The organism is Bradyrhizobium algeriense, from assembly GCF_003062295.1.
GTDB classification, from domain to species: Bacteria; Pseudomonadota; Alphaproteobacteria; order Rhizobiales; family Xanthobacteraceae; genus Bradyrhizobium; species Bradyrhizobium algeriense.
Map to the genome: position 1 here is coordinate 67,186 of NZ_PYCN01000008.1, position 12,205 is coordinate 79,390.

At 64.7% G+C, this 12,205-nt stretch carries 12 protein-coding genes; 6 read left to right on the plus strand and 6 right to left on the minus strand.

All coding sequences use genetic code 11. The features are described from left to right. Positions 1-9 precede the first annotated feature (9 nt). Positions 10-1,392 (minus strand): sensor histidine kinase, encoded by a 1,383-nt coding sequence (locus tag C7G61_RS17610; RefSeq protein ID WP_108516476.1) that lies wholly within the window; start codon positions 1,390-1,392, stop codon positions 10-12. A gap of 212 nt (positions 1,393-1,604) precedes the next feature. Between C7G61_RS17610 and C7G61_RS17615 the strand changes: the two genes are divergently transcribed. The 4 genes from C7G61_RS17615 (at position 1,605) to C7G61_RS17630 (ending at position 4,585) form a co-directional block, all read left to right on the plus strand. Further along, the gene (locus tag C7G61_RS17615; RefSeq protein ID WP_108516478.1) at positions 1,605-2,387 is read left to right on the plus strand and encodes a MotA/TolQ/ExbB proton channel family protein; all 783 of its coding nucleotides are present in this window, start codon (positions 1,605-1,607) and stop codon (positions 2,385-2,387) included. Then, entirely contained in the window at positions 2,384-3,058 is a 675-nt protein-coding gene (locus C7G61_RS17620; protein ID WP_108516481.1) for a hypothetical protein, read from the plus strand. Before C7G61_RS17615 ends, C7G61_RS17620 begins: the two co-directional genes overlap by 4 nt. After that, positions 3,051-3,659, plus strand: coding sequence for a hypothetical protein (locus tag C7G61_RS17625; protein ID WP_108516483.1), 609 nt, complete (start codon positions 3,051-3,053; stop codon positions 3,657-3,659). The genes C7G61_RS17620 and C7G61_RS17625 overlap by 8 nt, the downstream gene beginning before the upstream one ends. A 329-nt stretch (positions 3,660-3,988) precedes the next feature. Beyond that, positions 3,989-4,585 carry a TetR/AcrR family transcriptional regulator gene (locus tag C7G61_RS17630; protein ID WP_108516485.1) on the plus strand — a complete coding sequence of 199 codons (597 nt, stop codon included), beginning with the start codon at positions 3,989-3,991 and terminating at the stop codon, positions 4,583-4,585. An 86-nt stretch (positions 4,586-4,671) separates the two neighbouring features. On the opposite strand, the gene C7G61_RS17635 is transcribed toward C7G61_RS17630, so the two are convergent. Both C7G61_RS17635 and C7G61_RS17640 read right to left on the minus strand, forming a co-directional pair. Next, positions 4,672-6,606, minus strand: a complete 1,935-nt coding sequence (locus tag C7G61_RS17635; protein WP_108516487.1) for a serine hydrolase — start codon at positions 6,604-6,606, stop codon at positions 4,672-4,674. A gap of 121 nt (positions 6,607-6,727) precedes the next feature. After that, positions 6,728-8,203, minus strand: a complete 1,476-nt coding sequence (locus tag C7G61_RS17640) for an FAD-dependent monooxygenase (protein ID WP_108516489.1) — start codon at positions 8,201-8,203, stop codon at positions 6,728-6,730. A gap of 318 nt (positions 8,204-8,521) precedes the next feature. On the opposite strand from C7G61_RS17640, the gene C7G61_RS17645 reads away from it, so the two are divergent. Together C7G61_RS17645 and C7G61_RS17650 are read left to right on the plus strand one after the other, a co-directional pair. Beyond that, the gene (locus C7G61_RS17645) at positions 8,522-9,262 is read left to right on the plus strand and encodes a metallophosphoesterase family protein (RefSeq protein ID WP_108516912.1); all 741 of its coding nucleotides are present in this window, start codon (positions 8,522-8,524) and stop codon (positions 9,260-9,262) included. A gap of 4 nt (positions 9,263-9,266) precedes the next feature. Beyond that, positions 9,267-10,679, plus strand: coding sequence for a bifunctional serine/threonine-protein kinase/universal stress protein (locus C7G61_RS17650; RefSeq protein WP_108516491.1), 1,413 nt, complete (start codon positions 9,267-9,269; stop codon positions 10,677-10,679). Positions 10,680-10,704: 25 nt separating this feature from the next. Here C7G61_RS17650 and C7G61_RS17655 read toward each other — a convergent pair whose 3' ends face one another. The 3 genes from C7G61_RS17655 to rpe all read right to left on the minus strand — a co-directional run bounded on the left by C7G61_RS17655 (position 10,705) and on the right by rpe (position 12,196). Beyond that, positions 10,705-11,088 carry a DNA-directed RNA polymerase subunit N gene (locus C7G61_RS17655; RefSeq protein ID WP_108516493.1) on the minus strand — a complete coding sequence of 128 codons (384 nt, stop codon included), beginning with the start codon at positions 11,086-11,088 and terminating at the stop codon, positions 10,705-10,707. Between the two features lie 136 nt (positions 11,089-11,224). After that, positions 11,225-11,428 carry a hypothetical protein gene (locus C7G61_RS17660; protein ID WP_244608336.1) on the minus strand — a complete coding sequence of 68 codons (204 nt, stop codon included), beginning with the start codon at positions 11,426-11,428 and terminating at the stop codon, positions 11,225-11,227. A gap of 66 nt (positions 11,429-11,494) precedes the next feature. After that, positions 11,495-12,196 (minus strand): ribulose-phosphate 3-epimerase, encoded by a 702-nt coding sequence (gene rpe / locus C7G61_RS17665; protein ID WP_108516496.1) that lies wholly within the window; start codon positions 12,194-12,196, stop codon positions 11,495-11,497. Between the last annotated feature and the right edge of the window lie 9 nt (positions 12,197-12,205).

Here is a 12,205-nt window from a genome sequence, read left to right on the forward strand (position 1 = left end):
GCTCTGGCGTCAAGCGGCGAGCGGTATAGTGGCGGCCACGCTTACGCCACGCCGCGCGCGCGCGATCGAAAGCGAGCCGCCAAGCGCTGTCACTCTCTCACGGATTCCGGTCAGGCCGAAGCCTGTGGACTGTGCCACCTTGGCCGCATCCCCGCCGCCGTCGTCCTCGACGCGGATCAGCAGCGCATTTTCCGTCCCTGTCCGCCGCTCGATCCGGAGCACGATTTCGCGCGCGGCGCTGTGGCGCAACGAATTGGTCAGGCATTCCTGGGCGACGCGGTAGGCGGTCGCGGCAACGGTGCCGCGCACGTCGGCGAGGTCGCCCTGCAGGTCGAGCTGGATCATCGGCTGCGTCGCATTCTGTGACCGCCAGCTGTCGACCAGGCTGACGAGGCAGGCTTCCAGTCCGAGTTCCTCGGCGGGTGGATGGCGCAAACGATTCAAGGTATCCCGCAGGCAGGCCATGATGCGGTGGGTGGCTTGCGAGATCATCCGCGCATCCTGCGCGACATCGCTCGCGACGTTGCTCTTGGCCTGTTCCCGCGCGCCGGTCGCTTCGATGATGCTGGCGAAGGCGAGAATGGCAGAAAGGTTCTGTCCGAACTCATCGTGCAACTCGCGGGCAAGCGCCCGCCGCTCGTCGTTGCGGATTTCAAGCAGGCGCCGGGTCAGGACGGCGCGTTCTTCCGTGGCCTGCGCGAGGCGCTCTCCGAGATCGCCGACGGCTTGCCCGATCATGGCGAGTTCCATCGACCGGAAACGCGGCAGCGATGTCCGGTATTGTCCGTGCGCCATGCGTTGCAATGCCGCGACAATCTGCTGCGCCGGCGCCAGCGTATGCGCGATGGCGAGCGATGCGAAGAAGGCGATGGCCAGGGCCATCAGCAGTGCGACGTGGATGTTATCCACGATGTGTTGCCAGGCCAGCGATATCGCGGCGTCCGGATCGGCGATGGCCGAGACGGTGCCTGCGGTAACGTTACGCGTGCTGATTGACCGGGCCACCGCCGCGTGGGTGCCAAACAAGGTCTGCACGGCCGCGGCGAACCAGAGCGGCGGCGGCTGGCCGATCCCCTTGCTCTGGCCGCAGAGCGGATTCTCGAACGCGCCCACCGGCTCGAACCGGACGCAAATTCCCGGCGAAATCAGCTTCATCGTCTCGATGGTGCGCCAGTCGGACACCGGCATGAGATGTTCGCGCGTTCGGTTGCTGCGCAACAGCAACTCGCGCCAGTACAGCGCTTCCAGCGCCTGGGAGACCCGTTCTGCGGATGAGGCCGTGGCTCGATCGACGCTGCGATAGGCGTCGATGGTGGCCCAGATGGTCGCAGCCCCCAGACACAAGGCGACGACGACGAGCAGGCGGGCGACGAGTTGAAGCACGAGGCGCATGCGATCACTCCACGGCTTGTCGATGACGGTAACAGCACCGCTATTTCGTTCCAATTGCAAGCCGGTGGTGCCGCGCAGATTGGGAAATTTTCCCGGCAACCCGCGGGCATATGTCTTTGGACCGCGCCTGCGGCCTCTGATCTAACGAGTGGCGAGGGGGCCTTTTGGCGGGTGGGCTTCGGCGCAGCAGCCCTCAAGGGAGCTAACGCAGCATGAGTGCCATTGGTGCCGAGACCGCATTATCAGGCACGGCCACGCCGGAACGCGGCGTCCTGCTGCTCTGGATGATCTTTACCGGGCTTTCGGTCTTTGCCGTCTTCCTGCTGTGGCGGTACGGGTTGATCCATCTCATGGTCGCCTCCGACCGCACCTATATTTCGAGCCTGATCGCCGTTCTCTACCTCATCACCTGCGGCCATTGCTTCTGGCGAACGCGCGCGATCGCGCGGGAAGGCGAGGTCGCAAGAGGCTGTCGCGCCGTGCTGTCGGCGCCTGATGGCGCGAAGGCGCTCGGCGCCGATGCGCGCGGCCTGCCGGGCGGGTTGGTCAGCGATCACATCCGCAGCCTGGTGACGAAGGCCAGGGCGCAAGCCGCCGGCCGCATCGACCAGACGCTGCTGTTGCGGACGCTGGCCGACCGGTTGAGGGGCTCCAACGGGTTTGGTGCATTCGTTTCCGACACGCTGATGAAGCTCGGACTGCTCGGCACGATCGTCGGCTTTATCATCATGCTGGCGCCGATCGCCACGCTGGACGCGGCCGACAAGGCCGCGATGAAAACATCGATGGGCCTGATGAGCGACGGCATGGCGGTGGCCATGTACACGACGCTGGCGGGCTTGATCGGCTCCATCCTGGTCCGCATCCAATATTACATGCTCGATGCCGCGACCCAGCGGGTGTTTTCCGATGCCGTCATGCTGACCGAGACCCACGTCACCCCGGTATTGGAAAGCCGCCTTGTATTGGAAAGCCGTCTTGGAACGCCGCCATGATGGATGACTTCGGTCTCTATCCGCGCGAGGAGCCGTTCGACCCGCTCGGCGTGATGCTGTTCAAGGCGCTGCAGGTGATCGCCTTCCTGTTCTTCCTGGCTTTGCTTGCGATCTCGCCGGACGCGAAGGATGGCAAGATCGATTCCAAGGCCGAATTCCTCATCACGATGGATTGGCCGGACAATCATCCTGACGACTTCGATCTGTTCGTGCAGGACCCTGCCGGCAACATCGCCTGGTATCGCCGTCGCGAAGCCGGTTTCCTCACCCTCGACCGCGATGATCGCGGCGGCGCCAACGACTTCATCGTCGTCGCCGGCAAGAAGATCCTGTCGCCGATCCGGGAGGAGATCGTCACGGTGCGCGGCATCGTCCCCGGCGAATACACCGTCAACGTCTCGCACTTTCAGGCCATCACCGGGCAGCCCGTCGCGGTGAGCGTCAAGGTTCAGAAACTCAATCCAACCGCGCAGGTGATCTTCGACAACAAGCTGACGCTCGACCACACCGGCGACGAGAAGACGGCGGTGCGGTTCTGGCTCGACGCCGCAGGCAAGGTGGTCGACGTCCAGCAGCGGCAGAAGTCGTTGATGGAGACGTTCCGCAACGTTCGCTCCAACGGCGCGGATCTCGATCCGAAAACCGGCGTGAGGATGCCGCGCCGTGAATAGCCTTCAATCCGTCATCCTGACGCTCTCTCTCAGCTACGCGCTGATCGGCGCGCTGTTGCTGATTGTCCTCGTCTATGCGCGTGTGCCCTGGTCGGCCAAGGCGATCGCCGTGGTGATAACGAGCGCGTTTTACATTGCGAGCTTTGTCGGGGTGCGCGGACTGCTGGGTTGGGCCAGCGTCGACAGGCTTCCTGTCGCCTTCAAATTGCTGCAGGCCCGTATCGTCGAGCCGCACTCGCTGGACGGCGATCCGGGCTCGATCTATCTCTGGGTCGAGACGCTCGACGACGGCAATCGGCCGAGCGGCGTCCCGCGGGCGTACCGCATTCCCTACAGCGACAGGCTTGCGGAAAAGACCGACAAGGCGGCGAGCGAGATCGCCGCTGGCCGTGCACAGGGCGGCCGCGCCGCCGATTTTGGCGATGGCGGCGGCGGGCTGCTCCAAGCCGCCCGCGAGTACATCACGCCCAGCATGATCCTGGACACGTCGGGCGGCGATCCCTCGACGGGCGGGGGATTGCTTGCGACGCCCCGCGATGGCGACGAGGTGTCGTTTACGCCACTACTGCCGCCGCGAATGCCGCCGAAGGACGAGCCATAGGCTTCCGGCGATGGTCCCCGACAATCACAGATTATTGACTGACAGATATTGAAATCTGTCAGCGAGACATGCTATATCCATTGCCGACGCCAAGATCAGGCGTCACCCGGCTCGATGGTTTGAGCCCGGGTACTTGCAAAGGACTACGCTATGACGACCCATCTCATTCAACTGACTGCCCAAATCCAGCGCTGGCTCAACCAGAGCGTTGCCCGTCATCTGGCCGCCCAGGCCGAGCGGCTGGAACCGGCGACGAAACATTAACCCGCCAAGGTGATTGCCTAAGGGGATAAGATGACCACCCGTCCCATCGTTTCGCAGGTGCGCGCATGAACGAAGTCGTGGTTCTGACCCCCGAACGGATTCTGGAGGTAACCGAGGACGTTCTGCGCCGCTACGGGCTGGCCAAGGCCACCGTGGTGGATGTTGCCCGGGCGCTGGATGTCAGCCACGGCAGCGTCTATCGCCATTTCCCCAGCAAGGCCTCGCTGCGCGAAGCGGTGGCCAAGCGATGGCTCGACCGTCTCAGCGCGCCGCTCCTGAAGATCGCAGAAACTTCCGGCCCGGCGCCCGCACGGCTGGAGAAGTGGCTGCGCACGATGTTTTCGATCAAGCACAAGCGGCTTGGCGACGATCCCGAGATGTTTGCGACCTACCTGGCGCTGGCCCGCGAGGCCTGCCAGTCGGTGAACTGCCACAAGGACTGCTTGGTCGACCAGATCGCCCTGATCCTGTCCGACGGCGTGAAGCAGGGCGCGTTCGAAGTTGCCGACGTCAAGGTGACGGCGCGCGCGATTTTCGATGCCACCAGCCGCTTCCACCATCCCGCGCATGCGGAGGAATGGAACGAGCCGAGTGCCCCGGCGCGGATCGACGCGTTGCTCGCGCTGCTGCTCAAGGGTTTGGAAACGCCGCGCAGGCGGTGACGATCGTTCTGTATCCGGGCTGTAGGGTCAAACCCTTCTTCCCGAGAGCCGCGAGTTGTCCTCCGCGTCTCCTCTTTCGTATCCCGTCAGTTGATCCGCTGACCCGTGATCTGCCAGGGTCCCGGATTGAGCACCAGGCGCATCGGGCCGGCCCCGTCGCGCAGGAAGGCAAGGCGGGTGTGGTCGCCGCCATCCACGAAGAACTCGTTGCTCGACATCGGGACGACCGTGATCGCTGCACCTTTCTCAAAATCGAGGACCGGCAGGTCTCCGCTTGCCTCGATCAGGAGGTGGCCATCCTTGTTGACGACTTGAAGATCGGCTGCTCCTTGCAGTCGGATCCGGGCGCGGACGAGCGACACCTCGATCGGCCCGTCCTGTCCCTTCCGTATGATCCTCAGGCGGACCTTGGTGTTGACCGGTCCGCGCATCTTCTCGATCGCCTGATTGAGGGAAATGCCTTGGATCGCCGCGTCGTCGAGATGTGTGATGATGTCACCTGCCATGATGCCGGCCTTGGCGGCGGGCATGCCCCGGATCGGAGACACTACCTTGAGCTGGCCATTCTCTGTGGCGACGTCGACGCCGAGGCCGCCGAACTCGCGGGGCACCTGCATGTCGCGTGAGCTGGGCGATCCGAGCCGATAGGTTCCCGCATAAGCCGCGAGCGTGTCCGAGTCGATCCTCACCGGGGCCGCGGCGGCGTCCGGGACGCCCTGGTCAGGAACGCGGAAGGCTCCATAGGTGAGATTGCGAAACGGACGGTTGAATGGACCGCCCATACTTGGTGCAACCTGGATCAACTGCAAGGCGATCAGTTGCTCCGCCGGGTCGATCCAGAAATAGGTGCCCGAGGTGCCCATCCAGTTGAAGCTGCCAACCGATCCAGGCACCATGCTCCACGCGGCATCGCTGCGGACCGCAAAGCCAAGTCCCCAGGTCGAGCCACCCTGGGGCCCGACGATGCCGCTGCCGGCGAAGCGGATGTCTGATGGTAGCGCGTTCGTGGTCATCAGCTTCACGGTTGCGGGCGAAAGGATGCGGACTCCGTCGAGTTCGCCGCGGTTGAGCAGCATCTGGCAAAACCGCAGATAATCGGCGGCCGTCGACACCAGTCCACCACCGCCCGAGAACAGTTTGGTCGGCTTGGTGACGTCAGCCATCACGCTGTCCGGCGGCCCGCTGATGGCGGGCGGATCAACCAGGCGGGAAAGCTTGGCTTCGGGCACGTGAAAGCCGGTGTCGACCATCTCCAGCGGTCTGAACAGCCGTGCCTCCAGGAATTGGTCGAACGGTTGACCGGAAGCCACCTCGATGACACGCGCGAGTACATCGACGGAGAGACCGTAGTCCCAGACCTCGCCCGGCTGGTGAGCAAGTGGAAGTTTGGCCAGACCGGAGACGAAATCGGCAAGCGTTTTGTCCCGGCGGTACACGCCGGTCATGCCATAGAGGCTTCTGTACAGTTGGTCCACCTTCGTGCCACCCACACCGTAGACCAGCCCGGCGGTATGGCGCAGCAGGTCCTCAACTGTCATCGGGCGCTTCTGCGGCTCGTACATGAGATCTGTCTTGCCGCTCGCCGGGTCTTTCGTCTCGACGCCGACCATCATGTCCTTGAGTTCGGGAAGATAGCGATGGACCGGGGCGGTGAGGTCGAGCTTTCCTTCTTCGACCAGCATCATGGCGGCAACGCTGGTGACCGGTTTGGTCATCGAGGCGATCCAGAAGATCGCATCGGGCTGTAGCGGGATCGTCTTGGCCCGGTCGCGAAAGCCTACAGCTCGCAGATACGCGACCTTGCCATTGCGCGCGATCGCTGCAACCGCGCCCGAGAAGGCGCCGGCATCGACCTGCGACTGTTGCCAGGCCGCGATCCGCGCCAACCGCGATGACGAGAAACCGAGTGCTTCCGGGCCGCCCGCCGGCGCGACGGCGTAGGCGCGGGCGGCGGTAGCAAGGCCGAGAGTGACGAGACAGGGGATCGACAAAGCCGCGAGAAGGCGATGCAGGCGCTTCATCCGGGCGTCCCTTTTCAGCTTGGCGAGAGCGATGGGCGGCGCAAAGGATAGCTCTCGTATCGCAAAACATGTGTTGCACTAAACCGCGCGGTTCGGAAGCTAAATGCAACTCAAAGTGCGGCTACGCCGCGGCAGGCGGTCCGAACCAGGTGGTTAGGACATCAGCGAGCCCCGGTTGGGTCAGGTCGCCGACCCAGGCCACATATCCGTCGGGCCGAATTAATACGGCATCGGGAGCCGTGACCGCGCCAAGCACCGGAAGCTCCCACGGACCATCGTACTCAGCCGCAACGAACTGAACCCGATCCGCCCATGGCGTGATGTCGAGGCCGCCGGGTGCACCGAGGTTGAGCAGCACCGGCCGGGCACCGTGGAGCAGGGTGAAAACCCGCAGCGGACCGTTGGCGGTGACCAGGTCGAGATCGGGCATGCGGCGTCCGAGCAGCTTGTGTCCCTCGCCGAGGTCGTAGTGAATGTCCAGACCGGATATCTCCCCGGCGAGCCGCCTGCGAGGCTCGTCCATGCCGAGGAGTTCGGAAACGGTGTCGCCCAGGGCTTTGCTGCGCTCGTCCCTACGACGAAGCGCGACCTGCGCCATCGTGTTGCGCAAGACGCGGGCGGTTACGGGAAAGCGCTCGGCGTGATAGCTATCGAGAAGGCTTTCCGGTGATATCAGCTTGACCACCTGGGCCAGCTTCCATCCCAGGTTCACCGCATCCTGCACACCGGTGTTGAGGCCCTGTCCACCCATCGGGGGATGCACATGCGCGGCGTCGCCGGCCAGCAGGACGCGCCTCTCGCGATACGCCGCGGCTTGCCGCGTCATATCGGTGAAGCGGGAGATCCAGGTCGGACTGTGGATGCCGTAGTCGGTCCCGTAGACGGCGATCAGCGCCTCGCTGACATCGCGCATCGTGGGTTCGCTGGTGGATCCGACGTCCCGCTCGGTCAATACGACCCGCGCCCCTCCATTCTCCGTCCTGCCGATGCCATGGGTGCCGAACGCGTCCTGGTGAAACCCCCATTTCGGCTCTTCGGTCGTCTCGACTTCGGCGATCAGCCAGCTCGTCGTCGGATCCCACCCGGGAAACGCGATGCCGGCTGCCTTGCGAATCACGCTGCGGCCGCCGTCGCACCCGACGAGATATTCCGCCCGGAGCGACTGGCCGTCGGAGAGCGCGACGTCGACGCCGGTGTCGTCCTGCGCGATATCGGTCACCTCACGTCCGCGATAGATCGGCACCTTCAGTTCGCCGATCCACTCGGCCAGGATGCGCTCGATGTGGTTCTGCCACAGCCCGAGAAGGTAGTTGTGCCGGGTGGGAAAGTCGCTGATGTCCAACGTGATCATGTGGAAATGCACGACCTCATGGGTCTGTCCCTGCGACAGGAACCGATCGGCGATCCCGCGCTGGTCGAGCATCTCGATGGCGCGTGCGTGCAGACCGCCTGCGCGAGAGCCGGCGAGTTCCTGATTGGCGCGCCGCTCGACAATGGCGACGTCGATGCCCGCCAACGCTAACTCGCCTGCCAACATCAGTCCTGTCGGACCTCCGCCGACGATTACCACCGCATGCCTGGTCTTTGCCGCACCCATTTCGTCCCTCCGTAGCAACTGGCTTCGGTGGGCGTTTCTACGGGAAGGCCGGGGTCTTGAAGCAAGCCCCTTACGCGCTACATATTGAAGTGGGAGAGATTGGTATTCTGCTTGCCGGTTATTGCCGCGGGTGCCAGCCCTCAGCTCAGGATAGCGAGGGGACTACCCACTCATTTGTATCGCGCCGCCGGCTGGATCTGATCAGCCTAATGGCCTTCCGGCGCCCCCAGCCTGATTGCACCTCACAAGCGGCCTGTTGTTTGGTATCCCTCAAGACACGCGCAAGCACGGGCGCGATGATGGATGCGGAGGGAAAACGTGCGGCTTGCCATCTTTGCGGATATTCATGCCAACCGGCAGGCGTTCAGCGCGTGCCTCGAATTCGCGCGCGCCCGCGGCGCGGAACGCATCGTCTGCCTCGGCGACGTCGTCGGCTATGGCGCCGATCCGGAATGGGCGGTCGATACCGTGATGGGTCTGGTCGAAGACGGCGCCATCGCCGTGATCGGCAACCACGATCACGCCATCAGCACCCCATCGGAGACCATGAACGCCGCGGCGCAAGCCGCGATCGAGTGGACGCGCGGCAGGCTGAGCGTGGCGCAGCGGCGTTTTCTCGCCGCGTTGCCGCTGACCCGGCGCGAAGACGATCGCCTCTATGTGCATTCCGAAGCCTCACACCCGTCGCAATGGCGCTATGTGCGCGATACGCCGGACGCCGCGCGCAGCATCGCGGCCACCGATGCCCATGTCACCTTCTGCGGCCACATCCACCGGCCGGCGCTCTATTCGATGTCATCGGCGGCGAAGATGACGTGCTTCATCCCCACATGCGATGTGCCGGTGCAATTGCTCGGCGGCCGGCGCTGGCTCGCCGTACTCGGCTCGGTCGGGCAGCCGCGGGACGGCGACCCGGCGGCTTCGTTCGCGATGCTCGATACGACGTCGCGCGAGATCACCTATTGTCGCGTACCTTACGATGTCGAGGCGGCGGCGGACCGGATCCGCGCCAACGGCTTGCCGCACTGGCTGGCCGATCGCCTGCTCGTGGGGAAATGAGGGAGTGGTGAAGCCTTTGATCGAGCAGGGCGCGCAACTTGACGGCTTCACCATCGGCGAGCGCGTCCACCAGGGCGGCATGGCGACGCTGTGGACGGTGACGCATCCCGGCATCAACGTTCCACTGTTGATGAAGGTCCCGCGGGTTGCCGAGGGCGAGGACCCGGCAGCCATCGTCAGCTTCGAGATGGAGCAGATGATCCTGCCGCGGCTGGCGGGCCCGCACGTGCCGGGCTGCTTCGGCACCGGCGATTTCGACCGGCAGCCCTACGTCGTCATGGAGCGCATCCCCGGCAAGACGCTGTATGGCCGGATCGACCAATTGCCGATTCCTTACGAAGAGGCGAGGGCGATCGGGGGAAAGATCGCCACCGCGCTGGCCGATCTGCACCGGCAGAACGTCATTCACCACGACATCAAGCCGTCCAGCATCATGTTTCGCCCCTCCGGCGAATGCGTGCTGATCGATTTCGGCCTGTCGCATCACAACCAGTTGCCGGACCTGTTGCAGGAAGAATTCCGTCTGCCCTACGGCACCGCACCCTATATGGCGCCGGAGCGTTTGCTCGGTGTTCGCGACGATCCGCGCAGCGACCTGTTTTCGCTGGGTGTGCTGTTGTATTTCTTCACCACCGGCGAGCGGCCGTTCGGCGAGAGTGAAACGCTGCGCGGCATGCGGCGAAGGCTGTGGCGCGATCCCTATCCACCGCGCAAGCTTCAGCCGGACTATCCGCCATGGCTGCAGGAAATCGTGCTGCGGTGCCTCGAGATCGAGCCGGTATGGCGGCATCCGACGGCTTCGCAACTGGCGTTCGAACTGGCCCATCCCGAACAGGTCAAGCTGACCGCGCGGTCGGAGCGGATGAAGCGCGATCCGCTCTCCACGGTGTGGCGCCGTCGCTTCAATCGCGGCCTGACGCTGCCGCGGCCGAAATCCGATGTCGCAGCTCAGCTCGCTTCTGGACCGATCGTAGTCGTTGCGCTCGATACCGAGGAGGGGTCGGGACCGCTCAACGAATGCCTGCGCCGCACCGCCGCCCAGCTTCTCTCGACATCGCCGTCGGCGCGGCTCGCCTGCCTGAACGTGCTCAGGCTCGGCCGCGTCACCATCGACCGGACGCTCGACGAACAGGGCAACAACAAGCATATCGACCGCCTGGTCGCGCTGCGGCACTGGGCGCAGCCGCTGGAGCTGGATGAAAGCCGGCTCACGGTGCATGTGCTGGAGGCGGTCGATCCCGCCGCCGCGATCCTGGAGTTCACCAGGATCAATCATGTCGATCACATCGTGATCGGCGCGCGGCAGAATTCGATGCTGCGCACGCTGCTCGGCAGCGTGTCAGCCAAGGTCGCCGCCGAGGCTGCCTGCACCGTGACGGTGGTGCGGCCGCCACCGTCGGCGTCTGTGCCGGCGTAATCAGCCTTAGCGTCGGATCAGACGGTCAGTCGAGGCTCTGGACGGGCGGCAGCGTTGTTTTGGCGGCGCGCGGCGGATTCGGCACCGGATAACTGGTGGCGCGGCCGGCCCGTTCGGTCTGACCGGCGGAACTGGGTGCGGCGCCTACGGCTTCGGCCCTGGCGCCGCGCACGCTGTCCCTTGAAGACTGCCTGCGGTGCCGCGACGAGCGCGAGCCTTCCAGTCCCCACGACCGCGATATCGAAGGCCCGGCCGTATAACCGACGAAGGCGCCGGCGACGGCGCCGACCGGGCCCAGCACGACGGCGCCGGCTAGCGCGCCCAGTGCGGTGTCGCCCGCGCGTTGCGCGAGCGCGGCGGAGGGTGCGAGGAGCAGGAGAATTGCGGCTGTCGTGTAGGCCTTGATCATATTCGCGTCCCATCCATGAAAGGCCGCAATGCTGATCCGCCTTTATGGCGAGATGCGTGACGCTTTGTGGCCGGAGCATGGACTTTCCAGGTTCCATGGCTCGCCGCGCGCCTGCTGTGGCTTTCCTGCCGGCTCGCTATGTTTTTCGGTGACGTGCGCGCTCCAGAATGTCGCGAACCCCTGACGGATTTCGAATGCAGCGGAACCCGTAGCGGCCGGTGTAATCCGTATCGGGAGAGCGGGTCGAGCGCCCCGACGCGAAATTCAGATGGCCGGCGCCGCGGCCGATGTCCGATATCTCGAATGCCGCGTCCATGTCTTCAAAGCGCGTCGCCGTCACGCTCCGTTTGCCCCAGGCCGTTCGCACGATCAGCGCGCGCCGGTTGGCGCGAGAGACTTGTCCGCGTCAGACCGCTTCGCCGCGCGCCAACGCCGCCGCGTGACGGATCGCGGAAATATTGGTCTTGTAGGCATCCAATGTGCCGCCCTTGAATACCGCCGAGCCTGCGACCAGCGCATTGGCGCCGGCAGCGGCCAACTGTCCGGCGACATCTGGGCCTACGCCGCCATCGACCTCGATGTCGATCGGGCGTCCCGCGGTCATCGCCCTGATGTCGCTGACCTTGCCGAGCGCCGACTTGATGAAGGCCTGGCCACCGAATCCGGGATTGACCGACATGACCAGCACCAGATCGATCAGGTCAATGACATATTCGATCGCGCTCGCCGGCGTGCCCGGGTTGAGTGAGACGCCGGCCTTCTTGCCGAGCGCGCGGATCGCCTGCAGCGAGCGATGCAGATGCGGGCCGGCCTCGGCATGGACGGTGATGTGATCGCAGCCGGCTTTTGCAAACGCCTCCAGATAAGGGTCGCAGGGCGAGATCATCAGATGGGCGTCAAAGATCTTCTTGGTGTGCGGGCGCATCGCCTTGATCACATCAGGGCCGTAGGAAATGTTGGGCACGAAATGCCCGTCCATCACGTCGAGATGGATCCAGTCGGCGCCGGCCGCATCGACAGCGCGGACTTCCTCGCCCAGCTTGGCGAAATCCGCCGCCAGGATCGACGGCGCGATGACAAGGGGACGCGACGCAAATTGCTGAGACATGTGCGCTTT